At 51.3% G+C, this 17,966-nt stretch carries 14 protein-coding genes; 3 read left to right on the top strand and 11 right to left on the bottom strand.

All coding sequences use genetic code 11. From position 1 onward, the window contains the following. Nucleotides 1–116 precede the first annotated feature (116 nt). Complete coding sequence (locus H8S75_RS01590) at nt 117–1,667, top strand: response regulator (protein ID WP_187018832.1); 1,551 nt, start codon at nt 117–119, stop codon at nt 1,665–1,667. Continuing rightward, nucleotides 1,664–3,535, top strand: coding sequence for a sensor histidine kinase (locus tag H8S75_RS01585; protein WP_187018829.1), 1,872 nt, complete (start codon nt 1,664–1,666; stop codon nt 3,533–3,535). Before H8S75_RS01590 ends, H8S75_RS01585 begins: the two co-directional genes overlap by 4 nt. Nucleotides 3,536–3,582: 47 nt before the next feature. Here H8S75_RS01585 and H8S75_RS01580 read toward each other — a convergent pair whose 3' ends face one another. Beyond that, nucleotides 3,583–3,969: a NifB/NifX family molybdenum-iron cluster-binding protein gene (locus H8S75_RS01580; protein ID WP_187018827.1), complete on the bottom strand. Its 387-nt coding sequence runs from the start codon at nt 3,967–3,969 to the stop codon at nt 3,583–3,585. Between the two features lie 146 nt (nt 3,970–4,115). Continuing rightward, on the bottom strand, nt 4,116–4,526 hold the full coding sequence (locus tag H8S75_RS01575) for a DUF134 domain-containing protein (protein ID WP_187018825.1): 411 nt from the start codon (nt 4,524–4,526) through the stop codon (nt 4,116–4,118). A 253-nt stretch (nt 4,527–4,779) separates the two neighbouring features. On the opposite strand from H8S75_RS01575, the gene H8S75_RS01570 reads away from it, so the two are divergent. Next, nucleotides 4,780–5,010: an HPr family phosphocarrier protein gene (locus H8S75_RS01570; RefSeq protein ID WP_110322177.1), complete on the top strand. Its 231-nt coding sequence runs from the start codon at nt 4,780–4,782 to the stop codon at nt 5,008–5,010. A gap of 82 nt (nt 5,011–5,092) precedes the next feature. Here H8S75_RS01570 and H8S75_RS01565 read toward each other — a convergent pair whose 3' ends face one another. The 9 genes from H8S75_RS01565 to H8S75_RS01525 all read right to left on the bottom strand — a co-directional run bounded on the left by H8S75_RS01565 (nt 5,093) and on the right by H8S75_RS01525 (nt 17,905). Next, entirely contained in the window at nt 5,093–5,917 is an 825-nt protein-coding gene (locus tag H8S75_RS01565; protein WP_187019606.1) for a hypothetical protein, read from the bottom strand. Nucleotides 5,918–6,052: 135 nt separating this feature from the next. After that, the gene (locus H8S75_RS01560; protein ID WP_187018823.1) at nt 6,053–7,426 is read right to left on the bottom strand and encodes an MATE family efflux transporter; all 1,374 of its coding nucleotides are present in this window, start codon (nt 7,424–7,426) and stop codon (nt 6,053–6,055) included. A 37-nt stretch (nt 7,427–7,463) separates the two neighbouring features. Further along, entirely contained in the window at nt 7,464–8,417 is a 954-nt protein-coding gene (locus H8S75_RS01555; protein ID WP_187018821.1) for a glycoside hydrolase family 25 protein, read from the bottom strand. A gap of 190 nt (nt 8,418–8,607) precedes the next feature. Further along, on the bottom strand, nt 8,608–9,741 hold the full coding sequence (gene ytvI / locus H8S75_RS01550) for a sporulation integral membrane protein YtvI (protein ID WP_187018819.1): 1,134 nt from the start codon (nt 9,739–9,741) through the stop codon (nt 8,608–8,610). A gap of 145 nt (nt 9,742–9,886) precedes the next feature. Then, nucleotides 9,887–10,939 (bottom strand): histidinol-phosphate transaminase, encoded by a 1,053-nt coding sequence (gene hisC / locus H8S75_RS01545; RefSeq protein ID WP_187018817.1) that lies wholly within the window; start codon nt 10,937–10,939, stop codon nt 9,887–9,889. Nucleotides 10,940–10,953: 14 nt separating this feature from the next. Continuing rightward, entirely contained in the window at nt 10,954–12,144 is a 1,191-nt protein-coding gene (locus H8S75_RS01540; protein WP_187018815.1) for a pyridoxal phosphate-dependent aminotransferase, read from the bottom strand. Nucleotides 12,145–12,327: 183 nt separating this feature from the next. Then, nucleotides 12,328–15,801, bottom strand: coding sequence for an EAL domain-containing protein (locus tag H8S75_RS01535; RefSeq protein ID WP_187018813.1), 3,474 nt, complete (start codon nt 15,799–15,801; stop codon nt 12,328–12,330). Between the two features lie 224 nt (nt 15,802–16,025). Beyond that, nucleotides 16,026–16,883, bottom strand: coding sequence for a diaminopimelate epimerase (dapF, locus tag H8S75_RS01530; RefSeq protein WP_187018811.1), 858 nt, complete (start codon nt 16,881–16,883; stop codon nt 16,026–16,028). Further along, nucleotides 16,880–17,905 carry a D-alanine--D-alanine ligase family protein gene (locus tag H8S75_RS01525; protein WP_187018809.1) on the bottom strand — a complete coding sequence of 342 codons (1,026 nt, stop codon included), beginning with the start codon at nt 17,903–17,905 and terminating at the stop codon, nt 16,880–16,882. The genes dapF and H8S75_RS01525 overlap by 4 nt, the downstream gene beginning before the upstream one ends. Nucleotides 17,906–17,966 lie beyond the last annotated feature (61 nt).

Here is a 17,966-nt window from a genome sequence, read left to right as displayed (position 1 = left end):
GTCTATTTTCGTTGCATATTTCCTATTTCCTGTTACAATATTTATATACCATGTTTACAAAACATGAAACCGGGAACGTTCTGGCGTTCCCGCATTTTTGGAAGGAGAAAGATACGATGAAACTGCTGATTGTAGACGACGAAAAACTGACCCGCGAAGGAATCCGTGACAGCATCGCCAGGCTTTCTCTGCCTTTTGACTCCATACTTCTCGCCGACGACGGAGTACATGGCCTGGAGACTGCGGTCTCCGAACAGCCGGACATTGTCTTAACCGATGTGAGGATGCCCCGTATGACAGGTGTTGAGATGGCAGAAGCCATTTTAGAAAAGAATCCTGATACCGCTATTATTTTCATGAGCGCCTATTCTGATAAAGAGTATTTAAAGGCAGCCATCAAACTGAAGGCTGTCCGTTACGTAGAGAAACCACTGAGCCTCTCCGAGCTCGACGACGCCCTGGCCGAGGCCCTGTTAAACTGCCAGGTGCGCAGCCACACGCGGAGCGCCGTCATGATACAGGAAAAGGAGCAGAAAGGCCATCTGGCCCACCTTCTGTCGCTTCCGGACAGCGAAGCGGCGGCGCTGGAGCTGAGCGGCCAGTTGGAGCTTACCATCGGTCCCGCTACCTCATTTTTCACAATCATCGTAGACAGCATGACGCCGCTCTCCGAGCTTCCGGAGATCCCGATGGATGAGGCGCGGGAGAATTTCCTGATTCTGTTAAAGGAGCTGGGATTAAAGCAGGTCTATGCCTTCCGCTCCGACCGCTATGTAATCGTACATATATATTCTGAGAAAAAGCCGGATAAGGAGGCTGTTAAACGATGCGCCCTGTTCTTACAGGAGAGCTTCGACAAATACTGCCGCTTTTTCCTCGCAGTAGGCCCTATCGTCACGGGCACCGCCTCTGTCCATCTCTCTTATGAAAAGGCGAAGCATCTCCTGGAAAACAGTTTTTTTCACGAGTTCAATTCCATTTTGACCGATTACGATAAACCGGCCGCCCTCTGCCCGCCCGCCGATGTACTGATGGACTTTGGCCTGGCCCTCTCGGAAAAGCAGAAGGAGAAGGCGCTGGAACTGGTGAAACAGCTCCATGATTCCATCTTGAACGGCCAGCCGCTTCTGCCCAGCCAGGTGAAGGATATCTATTACAAATACCTTGTCAAGCTGGACGAAAACGGCATCATGAACTATGTTTCCCTGTGGAGCAGCGAGGGAGTAAATCCTCAGTCCATCTGGGACAGCGTACTCCGCTGCCGCACATTTTCTGAGCTGCACAGCCTGCTGGCAGAGAAAATCGAACAGTATTTTGACCATTTAAGCCGGGACACGGGGGAGAATCCCCTGGTCTTTCAGGTCAAGGAATACCTTCACCAGAACTATGCCATCTCCTCGCTCTCTGTGCTGGATGTCAGCGAATATGTGAACCGGTCTTCCAGCTATATCTGCACGCTGTTTAAAAATGAGACGGGTCAGACACTGAACCAGTATCTGACCAATTACCGGATCAAGAAGTCCAAACAGTTTTTGGGCGATCCCCGTTATAAGATCGCCGATATTTCCTCCAAGGTGGGCTACAGCGACGGCAACTATTACAGCAAGACCTTTCGAAAGCTGGTGGGCCTGTCCCCTTCTGAATACAGGGAGAAAATACTTTCATGAGAAACTTCTTCAAACGAATGATGCGTCACTATACGTATGACCTGAAATTAAAGAATAAGCTTGTTATCTCCCATGCTCTTTTAATTCTGCTGCCCACGGCGGTCTTATCAGGCTTTATTTTCGTAAAGCTTTACGGCATCGTCATGGACGACTCCATTCGCTCGGAACAGGCCTTATCTGCACAGACGGCGGCGTCGATCGAGAATCTGGTGTCCCATGTGACCTATGTATCTGACGCACTCAAGGAGTCTTCCTCCATCCACCGCCTCTTCTATCTCTCGGAGAGCGATGCAGCGGCGTTTGAGCCGGAGCAGAACCGGATGGACAGCCTGTTTCATTTGACGGACAGCCTGACCGACAACACCATGATCACGGGAATCCGCATCTACTACGATGATTCCGTTTACCCTGATCTGATGAAATACAATACCGAGGGCAACCGGCTGTTTGCTCCTGTCTCCTCTGTCAGCAGCAGCTACTGGTACGGAATCTTCAGCACCATGCATGATAGGGAGCTGCTCTGCCCGGAGCTCTACTTAAGTCCGTCCGAAGCAGGGGAATTCGGCCGCCTGGCCTATATTTCCAAGATCACCTATCTGCCGCCTGTAGGCTCCGATCAGGAGCTTGTGCAGGCCTCCGCCTATCTGGCGGTGTATTTTAACGGTGAGCCCTTCGATTCCGCGCTTATTAACAACGCCTCAGTCAAGGGAGAGGCAGCTTACATCATCAACAGCCGTGACGTGATGGTATCCGCCTCCGACATGGCCCTTGCGGGGATCTACTATATTCCCGCGGACGAACTCTTTACCAGGATCGGTCCGGAAAAGACATTTTCCCTGGTGGAGTATCCGGATGGCGACGCATATACGGCCTACTTCCCAGTCAGGAACACGGACTGGTACATGGTTTCCCTGCTGCCCTCCAGCCACATCACCGACGCAGGTAGGAAGCTGATTCTTCAGCTGATTATGGCCTACCTTCTCTTCACCGCCGCCGCCCTCTTCATCGCCCTGAAGCTTTCCGTCTCCATCGCGGACCGTATCATCGCGGTGGCCTATCAGATGGAATCCGTCCGTACAGGCCGCCCCAGGCCGATGGAGGCCGAAGAGACCGGTTGTGACGAGATCGGCGTCCTCACCGACACGTACAATTATATGACGGAAGAGATCAACGATCTGATGAACAGTCAGGAGAAGGCCTCCGAAGACTTAAGGCTGGCGGAGTTCCGGGCCTTACAGGCGCAGATTAATCCGCATTTTCTCTATAATACACTGGATATGATTAACTGGCTGTCCAGAACCGGACGAAAAGAAGACGTTACGAAGGCGGTCCAGACACTCTCCCGTTTCTATAAGCTGACGCTCAGCAAGCGGGGGCTTATGAACACCATCGAGGAAGAACTGGAACACACCGAGCTATACGTGGAGCTCCAGAACATGCGTTACGACGACTGTGTCAGTTTCGTCGTGGATGTGCCGGATGAACTGTCCGAATATACCATTCCAAAGCTGACCTTCCAGCCCATTGTGGAGAATGCATGGCTCCACGGAATCATGGACAAAGAAGAAAAAAGCGGCAACATCCTTCTGACGGGCTGGCGGCAGGACGGGGACATTGTCTTCCTCATCTCCGATGACGGCATCGGAATTTCTCCCGAAAAGCTGGAATCTATTCTGGCAGAAGGAAAAGGAGATTCCATGGCAAATGGAACCTCCGATTCTGTACACATCGGTGTCTATAACACCAACCTCCGCCTGAAGCGTCTCTACGGAGATTCCTACGGCCTTACCTTCCAGAGTTCTCCCGGAACAGGAACGGAGGTGACCATAAAGATTCCCGAGAAACGCCGCGAAGACAGCCCTGTTTAAACCAACAGAGCTTTAGAGCGTGTTTGAAAATTGCTTTCTGACACACTCTAGTGATGACAGCTTCCGCCGCCATGATTGCAGTCATGCTCTTCGCCTTCATGGTGGTGGCTGCACATGGTATCAGGATTGTAGGAGAGCGTTCCCTTTAAGAGCGCCTCCACAGCCTGGTCCGCATCTCCGCTCACACCCGGATACAGTTGGATTCCGGCCTCACTCAGCGCATTTCTCGCTCCTCCGCCGATACCTCCGCAGATCAGAGTCTCCACTCCCATCCCTTTTAAGAATCCAGCCAGCGCGCCGTGACCGTTTCCATCGGTTTCCACGACCTCTGAAGATACAACGTTTCCCTCTTCTACCTGATAAATCTTAAACTGTTCGCTGTGTCCAAAATGCTGAAACACACCGCCGTTCTCATACGTTACCGCAATTTTCATGATTCCATCCTCCATTATGATATTCGAGTACTCTCGGAAACTCCTTGTGCTCAGATTTGTGAGATGATTTTTCGTCAGATATACACAAATTTACGAGGCGTACACGGCGTGTACGTTGAATAAATTTGTGTGCATATGGCGGAAAATCAGCCACAAAGATGGGCGCAAGGGAGTTTCCGAGAGTGCTCTTGTCCATCACACCTGCGTCCGGGGCAGAGACGCTTTCTGCAGTCCTTTTTACAGCAGCCGCCCGCCCTGGGGCATACCTCATAGTTCCCTCCGCAGATGGAAAGAGCGCCTCCCTCCACCAGCATGGCCGCTATCTTCAACCTCGCGGACTGGTATACGGCCTGAACCGTCGTCCTGGCCACCCCCATCTGATCTGCGCATTCCTCCTGAGTACAGCCCAGGTAGTCGATGAGGCGAATCGTCTCATACTCTTCCAGAGTCAGGGAAATCACCTGGTCCGACTCCGGGCCTGTCCCTGCTTCCAACGGTCCAAACCGCATTCTTCCCGGTATTCCGCATATCCGTCTCGCCTTAACGGGCCGTGCCATATCGTTTCCTCCCTTGTGCAGATGTTATTGACATATGTCATTTATTATAAGGCAATTTTTGACATATGTCAATTATTATCTCTGTATTTCTGTGCTACTCTCTGCTTCAGTTACAGTTCACTCCTCATCAGGGCCGCATATTAACGGTATTTTAGCATGAATCTGCTGTTTCTTAACAACTTCTTATTTGACTTTTCTTTTCATTTCCACTAAAATACAACATACTTATCAATGTATAAAGGAGGTACTTCACATGGGAGAAGTAAAGGTTGTATTCCAGTCCGTCGATGAAGTGATGGATTATTTAAAAGCGCTTGAAGGGTATTCCGGTGATCTTGATTTACAATGTGATCATATGATTGTTGACGGAAAGTCCCTGCTTGGCATTTTGAGTCTTGGAGTCAACCGCCTGCTCAATCTTCAGATTTATTCCGATAATTACGAAGAGCTGATTAAAAAGATTGAATTCTGCTGCCGCGGATAATAATCGGAACAGTTCAAAAAGGTGTGCCGCAGAATCATCAAAACGATGGTTCTGCTGACACACCTTTTCTGCTTTCGTTCCTTCATCGGATCGATCCGATAATTCCGTCCGCCATATCTTTCCGGTATGGATCGTAGACGATCTCGATCATCATAATGGACTCTCCCGACCACCGGAAATACAGATCCTGGTTGAGAAGTCCCGTATAGATTACCGGCAGCTTCGCGTATTCCCGGCCGCCAAGGGTGACCATCTCCACCGCTCCGATCTGCATATACTCGTCGTATCCGCCGAGTCCCTGCCCCATCACCGCGGCCAGCTGTCCGGCATTCATTCCCTTAAACTCCTCGTCCATCTGGTCATACGTCACCACCACCATGGACACCGTCATATCCGGCGCCGCCACCGACAGATCCAGAGTCATGGTATCATCCACGTATAAATCCATATACGATTCCAGCGGCACGAAACCTTCCGGTACTGTCACCTGATAGCCCAGCCGGGGGCTGGTAAACGTCATTCCGTTCCAGCTCCCCGCCGCCGGTGTGACGCCGGGTCCTTCCACCATGGCGCCGTTATCGTCAAAGGTATACTCCTTCCCGTCGATCACACGGGTTGTCCCACAGACCATCGCTCCGGAATCCTCCAGATAATACCAGATCCCCTGAAGCTCTATCCAGCCGGTTTTCATAAATCCATCGGCTCCTATGTAATACCATCTGCCCTGATCCGTAATCCAGCCTTCCGGGGCAAATGTTCCGTCATCCTCCTGGTACTGCCAGCCGATTTCCTTCGTACCGGGGCCCGGCTGTTCTGCGGCCTGATACTGCCATGTCCCTGCCCAGGCCTGTCCCGTACCCAATGTGCCAAACAAAAGCACAGCGGCTGCGGCAATCCATTTTCGCATCACTGCTTTGTTCCTCCTATCCGGACGTGCTCCTGGTACAGCGCTGCATAAGTTTCTGAGTAAAGCAATGCAGTACTAGTGCCTCCCGGCGTAAATACGCCGGTATATAGTGCCTGATATCCGCGTCAGGTGGCACTAGGCTTTCTGCTTACTAAATACCGGTCTCCGGTTGATGATCTTGTCAATGACCAGGAAATAGATAGTCACCGATACGGCTGCGCTGACAAAATCGGAAATAGGTTCCGTGTAAAATATGTATTTGATTCCCATGGTTGCAGGAATCAGAAACGCGCCGCCGAGGAAGATTATCTTCCGGAACATGGACAGTGTAATCGCCACCCGTGCGATCCCCATACCGGTAAACCCGTCCACTACAGTATATTGCGCAGCCAGAGGAATTATGCCTAATGTATAGATTTTAATGGCCCAGACAGTCAGTTCCACATACGTCTCATTCTGTGTGAAGATCCGGACGAAAAACTGGGGAATGGTGTGGGCGATCAGGAACATGACCGTGGTAAACACAAGCCCCAGAACCGCGATATGAACCTCCGCTTTCTTGATTCGTTCCGGCCTTCTCGCACCGTAATTATAGCCCAGGATCGTCTGGGTCCCGCTGGTAATCCCGCCAAGCGGTATGGTGACCATCAGCATGAAGCTCTGAACGATCGTCATACAGGTCAACAGCATATCTCCCTGCTCCGCGCCGCCGTACTTCTGAATCACAGTATTCAATGCGATGATCAGAATATTGTCAAACGCGATGATCAGAAACGGACTTAAGCCGATTAAAAGGACTCTCTTCATGATCTGCCAGTCGTATTCCCCGAAGGTAATCCGCACCGGCGCCCGCTCGCTGAAAAGAAACTTAAGCACGTAAGCACAGGAAGCCATCTGGGACAGCACCGTAGCCACGGCCGCGCCGCGCACTCCCATGTGAAACACAAAGATAAACACGGGGTCCAATATAATATTGCACACCGCGCCGATTAAGACCGACTTCATGCCCACCTTGGCATAGCCCTGGCAAATGATAAACTGGTTCATCCCCGTTGCCAGGAGCGCAAATACCGTCCCCAGCAGATAAATCGTTATGTATGCGTTTGCATAAGGAAACGTGGCCTCGCTGGCTCCGAACCACATGAGCAGATGGTTCTTCATCAGCAGAGCGATCACTGTAATCGCCGCTGACAGCACGGTCAGAAGCAGAAAACAGTTTGCCAGAATCTGTCTGGCCGCCCGCTCATTCTTCTCCCCCAGCCGTATACTCATGAGGGGGGAGCCGCCGACACCCACTAAAAAAGCAACAGAAGAAATAAGGGTCACAATCGGGCCGCAGATTCCTACTCCTGCCAATGCGATTTCGCCTGTTCCGGCGATATTACCGATATACATTCTATCCACAATACTGTAAAACACACTCACAAACTGGGCCAGCATGGAGGGAAACGCAAGCCTCCATACCAGTCCTCTCATATCATCTGAATCTAAATTATTCTCTGCCTTCACCTTCTGTTATCCATCCTGTATCCCAATTTTCTTTCGCTTATTCTGCCATCGCTCCGTCAGGGCCAAAGGTATAAGATGCCCCGTCGATGGTCATAGTCGTGTCGTGAATCATGGCGCCATTGGAATCTAAGTAGTACCACTTACCGTCTACTGAGACCCAGCCGGTCTGTTTCACGTAATTCTTCGTATAATACCAGTTACCGTCCACATGCTTCCAGCCTTCCGCCGGAATCAGTGTTCCGTAATCCACAAAGGAAAATTCGATAGTCACGTCACCGATGATTCCATCTACCTTTCCCTTATCCGTGCACTGCCATATGGTTCTGTTCTGGCAGTTGTTGATGGTTCCGTACCTCGCATACCAGATATCGTACGGAATCTGGCTGATATCCATGTGATTGGTCAGCCACTCGTTGTTCGCATAGACGACTGGCCGGTATCCCGCATCGGATATCACTTTGCAGAATGCGTTAATATTGTCGGTAATCTGCTGCTTCGTCAGACCGTTGTCCAGAAGGTGCTGCGATTCCACATCGTACGCGATCGGGTACGACACCGGATAGTCCCGCACCATCTTTAGCACGTAATTCGCCTCGTCTATGGCGCTCTGGGTGTCGAGTGCCTGTGTGTAGAAAAATACACCGGTCTTAATCCCGTTTTCCGACGCGCCCTGCATGTTCATGGAATAGTAGGGATCCATGTCCTTGTAGTATCCGATTCTGATCATGGCGAAATTCACGCCGTCGGCCGCGACCTTTGCCCAGTCGATGCCTCCCTTGTCCGCATTCGCCCGGTTCTGATACTTCGTCACGGTAATACCTTTCTCCAGCGCTCCCGCTATGGGCGCCCCCGACGCGTCCACATACTGACCGTTTTCCTTATCCCACGGCTCTGCCGCTGCCGCCGTAAACGGCACAGCAGCCATCATCATGACGGCCATCAGTCCCGCCGCCAGACGGATTCCTTTTTTCTCATTCCTGATTTTACTCATTCCTTCCTCCAATTCGTTACTAGCACAGCATTGCATAAATAACTGAGTAATAGTGCCTGATATCTGCGTCAGGTGCGCGTCTGCGAAGCGACGGCTTAGTGGACCTACGGCTAGCTTCACAGGCGTGCTCCTGGCGTAGATAGCGGGTGCTATTACTTAGGAATTTATGCAATGCTGTACTAGCTTTCCGTCAGTCCGATTCCCTGCGGAACACATTGATATCGTGAAGCAGTGTCTTCACACTGTAGATCAGGGAATCAAAGGCCCCGAACTCATACAGATTCAGAAACAGCATGCCGATGGGCACCGCCAGGATCATACCTGCGACTCCGCTGATCTTAAAGCCCAGATACAGAAACAACAGCGTTGCAAGAGGATCCAGCCCCATGGTATCGCCTACAATCTTCGGTTCTATGACACGCCTCAGTACCTGTGTGAGCACATAGAGTGCAAGCATCCCCACTGCAAAGGCAGTATCTCCTGAAAAGAGCCTGATCACCGCCCAGGGAATCAGGATCGTCCCGGTTCCCAGCACTGGAAGGAAGTCCAGAAAAGCCACAATAACGGCGATCAGAAGAGCGTAATCGACTCTCAGAACCAGAAGGCCGACAGCAAGCACCACTGCGATCACAAACATGATCTTGAACTGTGCAAGAAAATAGCCTCCCACCAGATGCTTTACATCTTTTTTCAAATACTTATAATACTTCGATCCGCCCTCCGGCATGTATTTCTTAAAGAATTCCAGTATTTTATCGCGGTCCACGATAAATAAGTAGGACGAAAAGATCGTGACAATCGTATATACCAGTGCCGCAGGAATACTCTTAACCACGTTGCCGGCGACGGTCACGGTAGGGCTTGCGATCTTCTGCACTGCCAGGTTCAAATACTCCCCGATATGTCCGAAGAACTGGTTTACGGAGTCTGAAACACTCTGGGGCAGGAACTGCAGGAGCCGTTCTACTTGAATCAGCATCTTCTGGACTTCCACGGAAGCCGATTCATAATACTTCGGGATGTCGCCCACGAAACCGACAGCTTCCGATACCAGCTTCGTAATTACAAAGTAAAGAAGCGTGATAATAAGCGCCAAAACCGCCACCACAATCAGCATGGAGCTGTGCTTTCTCACGATCTTCACCCGTTTTTCCAGAAACTTCACCAACGGATTGGCTATCATCGCAATAATCCAGCCGATGACAAACGGCAGGAAAAACTTCAAAAAACGCGGTCCTATAAAACAGACCAGCCAGATAACAAGCAGGGGTATGACAATATTGAGAATTAACCTGCAGTACTTCTTCCAATTATTCATAATCATCACCTGTCCTCATTATACTCCCCGGCCGGAACCATTACAAGTCAAAAAACCGCCGCGCAAGGCGGTTTTTTGACCCTCGCGGCAGTCGCCAAATGGACGCGCCAGCGTGTCCGTTTGGCTCGTTGCCCGCGGGATTGAAGAAAATCTAAAGATATTTTTTCAAAAAGCGGTACAGGGCATCCATCTCCTCATCTGTTCCGATGGTAATGCGCAGATAGTTGTTAATCCGCGGCTGATTAAAGTACCGCACAAAGATGCTGTTCTGCCGGAGTGCCTCATAGATGTCTTTCGCCATGGCGGTCTCATGGGTAGCAAAGATAAAGTTTGCCATGGATTCAGGGAAGGTAAAGCCAAGTTCCTGAAGCCTTAGCTTCGCCTGTTCTCTCGTACGGATAATCTTCTCCACCGTATCCTGGAAATACACCCGGTCTTCCACGGCCTTCGCCCCCAGAATCTGGGACGGCATATTCATGGTATAGGAGTTGTAAGAGTATTTCACCTCATTTAAGGCGCGGATTAAGGCCGGATTTCCGATAGCATAGCCGATTCTCATGCCCGCCATGGATCTCGACTTACTGAAAGTCTGCACAACCAGAAGATTTTCATACTTCCTCGTCAGCTTAAGCGCGCTGGTTCCGCCAAAATCAATGTAGGCCTCGTCCACAATCACCACAGAGTCCTGGTTATGGGAAACGATATCCTCCACCTCCGAAAGCGGCATATAAAGCCCGGTAGGCGCGTTGGGATTAGGGAAAATAATTCCGCCGTTCTCACGGTAATACCCTTCCTTCACAATCTTGAAATTCTCATCCAGAGCCGGTTTCTCATAGGGCACGCCGAAAAGCTCCGCCCAAACCGGATAGAAGGAATAGGAGATGTCCGGGAAAAGCACCGGCTTATCGGAGTTGAAAAAGGTCATGAACGCCATGGCGATCACGTCGTCAGATCCCACCCCTACAAAGATTTCATCTCTATCCACTTTATAATATTCGGAAAGTGCGTCTACAAGAACCGAGGATGCAGGATCCGGATATTTTCTGAACAGATCGTAATCCATCTCCTTAAGCGCTGCGCTTACGCCCGGCGCTGGCGGATAGGGATTCTCATTCGTATTTAACTTGACTAAATGGCTGCCCCTCGGCTGGTCTCCCGGCACGTAAGGGACTACTTTTCTGATATTTGCCTCCCATGGTTTCATCGCTCTTCCTCCCGTCATGAAAGTCCGTACTCTCCGGCAACCGCTTCAAAGGCCGGCAGAGACCGCTCAATCTGCTCATAAGACACACAATAGGAAATTCTCACATAACCCGGACAGGCAAATGAGGTTCCCGGCACCACCAGCAGGCGGTGCTTCTTGCATACCTCACAGAAAGCCCTGTCATCCGCTTCCGGAGATTTTACAAACAGATAGAATGCGCCTTCCGGACGGATACACTCGAAGCCGAGTCCCGTGAGGCCGTTGTAAAGGAGATTCCGGTTACTGTCATAGGCCTCCACGTTTACCTTCTCGTCTATACAGCGCATGATCACCCGCTGCATCAGAGAAGGGGCGTTCACGCAGCCGAGAACACGGTTGGCAATGGTCGCTGCAGCGATAACTGCCTTCGAATCCTCCAGTTCATCCGGAATCACCAGATACCCGATCCGCTCTCCCGGAAGCGACAGGGACTTGCTGTAAGAGTAGCAGACAACGGTGTTATGGTAGAACGGCGTCACATAAGGCACCTCCACCCCGTCATACGCCAGTTCCCGGTAGGGCTCGTCCGATATCAGCACGATAGAAGTCCTGTACTCCTCCTCCTTTGCCTTCATAACTGCCGCAATCTGTTCCAACGTCTCCGACGAATAGACCACTCCGGTAGGATTGTTCGGTGTATTTATGATAACCGCCTTCGTCCGTTTCGTAATCTTCTCTTTCAGCTCCGAGATATTCGGCTGAAATGAGGAGGTATCCGGGGATACCGCCATCAGCACTCCGTCGTAATTTCTCACATAGGCGCCGTACTCCATAAAATAAGGGGCAAATACGATCACTTCGTCTCCCGGATCCAGAACCGTCTTTAAAATAACGTTCATACCGCTGGCTGCGCCCACTGTCATCAGAATATTCTCCAGATGAAACTGTGTGCCGAATCTCCGGTTCAGCGACTGTGCAACCGTATCCCGGACATCCTCGAAGCCCGCGTTGCTCATGTAACCATGGACCATGGTAGACGCTTCTTCCGCCACAATATCCGTAATCGCCCGGTTCACCGCCTCCGGCGCCGGCACATTGGGATTGCCAAGGCTGAAATCATAGACATTCTCCGGTCCGTAGATGGCGGCCAGGCGTTTTCCTTCTTCAAACATGGCCCGAATGGCAGAATTATTCTCAACAAGGGGCCTCATCTTCTCAGCTATCATATCCTCATTCCCTCACTTTTTTCTGAATTTATGGCTGGTACTGCATTGCGTAAACTACCTCGCCAAGTGCTCATAGTATACCATACCAGGAACTTAAGGTCTATAACAAAAATGAAGAGCCAGGGACAGCTTCAGGCGGCTTTTCACACCTGACAATTCCCTGGCTCCCGGTCTCATTTCCGACTAATCCACGATTTCTTCTCCGCATCGCAGGCAGATGCCTTTCCCTTGGGAAGACGCCATTTCAAGCGCCTGCTCCGCCTTTTTGTAAAGATCAGCAAAGTCTGCGCTTCCGTCCGCGGCCATCACATATCCCGCGTTGATGGAAGGCCGGATCTTTGCCGGCTCCAGGGACAACTCCATCTTCATATCCGCCATCAGCTGTTCCAGCTTCCTGCACATGTCCCTGCTCCCGATATTTTTACAGAGCACCAGGATCTCATATCTGCTGATCCGGCAGACGATATCCTCCTCACGGAAAAAGCTCTTCAGCTTCTCCACGCTGTTCACCAGGATCCGTTCCCCGCTCATCTGTCCCAGCGCCTCATTCACCTCTGGAAACCCGTAAAACCGAAACAGTGCCAGCGCAGACGGCTGGCCTCTGCGCCTGGATATCCACTCCTTCATCAGGGGAATCCCTGTCTCCCGGTTATGGAGACCCGTCAGCAGATCCGTCTGTGCAGGCCTGCTCCGCTCCAGTTCTTCCAACCGTTTTCTGCATTCTTTTATCTCCTGGCGCAATGCCATGACCTCATCGATATCCAGGATGACTCCATATAAAAATGTGCTGCCGTTCCAATGTTTTCGCCTCGCCTGATAGCGGATCCATACATATCCCGCCTTCGCCCGCATACGGAATTCCAGGCTGTATACCGTCTGTTCCTCTGCCATAACAGCGAACAGCACCCGGTCCCGGTCGCCGGGATGGATAAGCGAAACCATCTGATTCTGATACTTCTCCTCCAGCTCACGACCGGTAATTCCGAGAATTTCCAGGAAACGCCCGCTCACGTAGAGAAGCTCCATGTCCTCCGTCCACCGGCAGCAATGAAAACCGCCTGGAACGCCGGAATCCAGAAAGTCCAGTTCGTCGTTCTGCAGCTCAATGGGTTCTCCGGCCGTCTTAAGCGTCTGAGGCTCAAATGCACCTTCATCTCCATTGATATTCAGGACATCCGCAAGAATCCGCTGGGAGGAAGCCAGCCTCTCTTCCTGCCGTTTTACCTTTGTCACGTCGCTGACCGATCCATAGAACAGCCTGTGGTCATCCCTTTCCTTTAAGAAAAAGATGTGCAGGGAAATCCACATCAGCTCTCCGCTCAGTCTGTAGCGCCGTATGATGCCTTCCGATCCCTTCAGTGGATTTCTGTAGGCCGCTTCGAACAGTTCCAGCACCTTGCCCCGGTCATCCTCGTGTATCTGCGCCATAATAAATTTTCTGCGTTCCTCCAGATCGATGGGATTACAGCCGGTCACCCGGTAATACCCCTCGTTCACCTGAAGCAGCTCGATCTTTTCCCCGCAGACATCGTAAAGGGCCATTCCGCCCAGCATATTATTGAGGATTGCCTCGCTGGTCACATCCTTATTGACCAGGTCCTCCAGGCGGAGTTCCTCCAGCTGATGGGCCTGAATGCCGCGGTAATCCACATTCTCTTCATGGAGAAGCAGCGGTTCAAACTGTTCGATCGGCATCGGACGGTAGTAGTAATAGCCCTGCCCGTAAATACAGCCTACATTTCTCAGGAAATCCACCTGTTCTTTTTTCTCCACGCCCTCCGCAATCACCCGCAGCTGCGTCAGTCTTGCCATGCGGACGATGGTCTCCAGGATTCCCATGCCGCGGTTCTGGCTGTACTCGTTCATATCCAGAAATTTAGTGTCGATCTTGATGACATCCACATTTACATCCTTTAACATGTTGAGCGAGGAGTATCCGCTTCCAAAATCGTCCATAAAGACGGTAAAGCCCGCATTCCGCAGATCGATCACCACCTGGCGAATGAGATTGTAATCCTCGGCGTAGGCGCTTTCCGTGATCTCAATGGCCAGGAGCGCCGGATCGATCTCATATCGGCTCGTAAGCTCTGCAAACGTATTCGTAACGTTCATGGAATAGATATCGATTCTGGAGACATTGACCGCGATCGGAATCGGCTTATGCCCCGCCGCGATCCAGTCATGAAGCTTTCCGCACACCATATCCCAGACGTAAAGGTCCAGATTGGTAATAAAGCCGTTGCTCTCCAGAAGGGGAATAAATTCTCCCGGCTGTACGATGCCCCTTACGGGATGGTTCCATCTGACCAGCGATTCCAGTCCGATAATCTTTCCCGTCAGCATATTGCACTGGGGCTGGGCATAGAAGATAAACTCCCGGTTATCCAGGGCCCTCTGAACCTCCGACAGAAGCACCTGGTCGTCCTCCATCTTCTTTTTCATTCCCGCGTCGTACCGCCCCATACGGTTTAAGTAATTTCCCTTGACCGTGGAAAGGGCGATGGAGGCTCTGTCGTACATCATGCTGATGGATAGATTCCAATCCTCTATCTCGTATACACCGAAGGCCGGAAGGAAGCCGGCGCTTCCCCCGTACTGCTTCACAAAATGCTTAATTCCCCACTCCAGATTCCCAAGAACCGACTCATCTCTCGGAATGATGATGGCAAAATCATCGCCGCCCATATAGCCGGCCATGGAATCGCACTGCTTTTCGACTTCTTTTAACTGCTCTGCAATACTGATCAGGAACCGGTCCCCGGCTTCCTCCCCGAACCATTCGTTAAACAGCTTGAAATGCTCAATATCGATGGCGACCATGCTGAACTTTGTGCCGCGCTTTTCCCGGAGAAACTGTTCCGCTCTCTCCAGAAACGGGCCGTACCGGTACAGCCCCATCATGGAATCCTTCTCTTCCAGCCTGCTTCCGCCTCTGTCCGGGGCCGCAGTCTCCTGCTTCTTCTGCTGATCGATGTCCTGGATAAAAACCATGATAACCGTCTTCTCCTGCTCCCCCGTCCGCAGCAGCACGGCAGTCTGGGCCACCCAGCAGTACTCCCCGGACACAAGAAGCTTCCGGAATTCCCCTCTTATGGTGTGGTTATTTCCGCTCAGGCGCTGCGACAGCGTATCAAAATTCCAGAACTCCAGGAAACGCTCCCGGTCCTCCGGATCAATCATATGGTCCGCAACCTCCATACACATGGTATCCAGGCTTCCCTCCATGGCGGGAATCACGTATTTCCCATTCTGATGGAAGAGTATCTTATAGGTATTCTCTGCCAGGTTTAACTCGAACAGCTCTTCATAGACACTGGTCTCCGTCAAATCGTAAAACAGGCTTCTGCTCTGCCTGTCCACAACCTTAAAGAGCATCAGCCAGCACCGTCCGCGCCCAGGCCACTCAATCTGTCCCGACGACAATTCAAGCCACTGCCGGTTCACCGCGTCGTAAAACAGAATACGGCTGCAGTCTTCTTTCATAGCAGGACAGCCGCTGCAAGGAGAATCTCCATTACAAACTCCCTGATAACAGGTGTTCCCTGTTCTTAAATTAGGGCAGACAATCTTTGCTGTTTCATTGAAGTAGACAATCCTGTAATCTTCGTCTATAACATAAATGCCGGTACCTTCTCCAGCCACTGGCAATTGATCCATACGTTCCGCCTCTCTGCCGCAGTTAATACCGCCGGCATTCTATCGCAATTATTATCTATTATAAGCTATGGGAGGAGGTACGTCAACAAAACGAAATTGATGTTGGGCGGGGAAAATTGCGGTACATAACGAAAAAGCGGGTGAAATTTGCCCGCATAAAGGTGTATACAGGATACATCCTTGCGGCAAGTTTCACCCGCTTTTCAAGCTGTCAATACCAGGACTCACAGGCTGCGCAGCTGCTCCACCATTTCGTGGGATAAGGTAAATTTTCCGACGTAGCCCACGTCTCCGGTCATCAGGACGGAACCGTCCTCCTCGATTTCCACTTCAAGCACTCCGCCCGGCATATGGACGTACATCTTGGGATCGGTGAGGCCCATCTTGTAGGCTGCTCCGGCGGCGGCGCAGCCGCTGGTTCCGGATGCGAGAGTATAGCCTGCGCCTCTCTCATAGATCTCAATTTCGATGTTGGTTCTGTCCACCACTCTGAGGAGTTCGGTGTTTACCTTTTCCGGGAAACACTCAGCCGCTTCGGAGTGGCGGCCGATGCGGCAGGCCAGATCCTTTGATATATCACTCAGCCAGATCACGCAGTGAGGATTGCCGATGGAGACACAGGTCACCCGGTACGGAATGCTGCCGAACATCATCGTCTCATTTAAGACTTCACGCCTCGGCCCCGTCATCGGGATTTCGTCGCTCCAGAAGCTTAAATGCCCCATGGAAACCTTGATTCTCGTTCCTTCCTCATTCAGGTAGTGGATCTGCTGTTCCCCGCTTAAGGTGTTGACCGAAAAATGATTTTTCTGCACATAGCCCGCGTCCTTTAAGTATTTGCCGAATATCCGGACACCGTTTCCGCTTAACTCCGCCTCGCTGCCATCCGGGTTCAATATCTTCAACGTCATCTTGTCTTCCCCCAGAATCGGGCCGACGAGAAGGCCGTCCGATCCGACGCCGAAATTGCGGTTGCAGATCAGCCGTACCGCCTCCTTTGTGAGCTTTAATTCATTTTTATTCGGATCGAAGATCAGGTAATCGTTTCCGAGTCCATGGTATTTCTCTAATGTAATCTTCATAATGCGGCTCCTTTCCCATTTTTGACAATTGCTTCGCATAATTCCTGATATGTGATTCCGGCTGCCTTCGCCTCCTGCGGAAGAAGGCTGAAAGGCGTCATACCCGGAAGTGTGTTGGCTTCCAGACAGTAGATGGCGCCGTCTCCAGCCATCAGAAAATCGACTCTGGAATAGTATCCCAGTTCCAGAATACGATGGACCGTCAGAGCGGCGGCTTCCAGCCTTGACTCCTGCTTTTCATCGATCCCGGCCGGACAGATCTCTCTGGTCATGCCGGGCTGGTACTTGTTTTTATAATCGTAAAATCCTTTTTCCGGTATGATCTCGATAGCAGGCAGGGCTCTTCCGCCCAGTACGCCTACAGAGAACTCCCGTCCCGTAATCTTTTTCTCCACCAGTACGCGGTCGCCATAGGAAAATGCTGCTTCCAGAGCCGTATGCCATTCTTCTTCCTTGTCTACGATTGTGACTCCCACACTGGAACCGCAGTCCAGAGGCTTTACGACACAGGGCAGAAATTCCGGCTGACTGCATTTTCCCTTTTCTGCAAGATACCAGTCAGGAGTAGCCACTCCGGCCGCCCGCATCAAAATCTTGGAAATATTCTTATCCATTGCCAGTAAACTTCCCATATAACCGCTGCCCGTATGGGGAATTCCGTACGCCTCCAGTACTGCCTGGATCTGTCCGTTCTCTCCTGTGCTGCCGTGGAGCGCGATAAACACCATGTCCGCCTCCCGACATGCCTCCAGAACGCCAGGGCCAATCAGTGATTTTTTCGCACCGGTCTCTGTTCCGAGCAGCTCTAAGTCAGGGGCTTCCCCGCCGATTTCGTAAGCAAAGCCCAGCCCTTCTTCCCTGGTCCTGTAATGAACCCGCTCCCCTGCCTTGATTCCCAGCCAGGGATCCAGGAAAAAGACTTCATGGCCCTGCTCCATCAGCGCATTGGCAATTAAAGAGCCCGAGGACAGGGACACATCCCGCTCCGGACTGTATCCGCCTGCTAAAACAATAATCTTCATGATTAATTCCCTCTTTTGTCATTCATTCTTTTTCTCTATTATAGCCAGCATTATTTATCAA

The sequence above is a fragment of the Hungatella hominis genome, from assembly GCF_014288005.1.
Taxonomy (GTDB): Bacteria; Bacillota; Clostridia; order Lachnospirales; family Lachnospiraceae; genus Hungatella; species Hungatella effluvii.
This window is presented reverse-complemented; position numbering and strand designations above follow the sequence as displayed.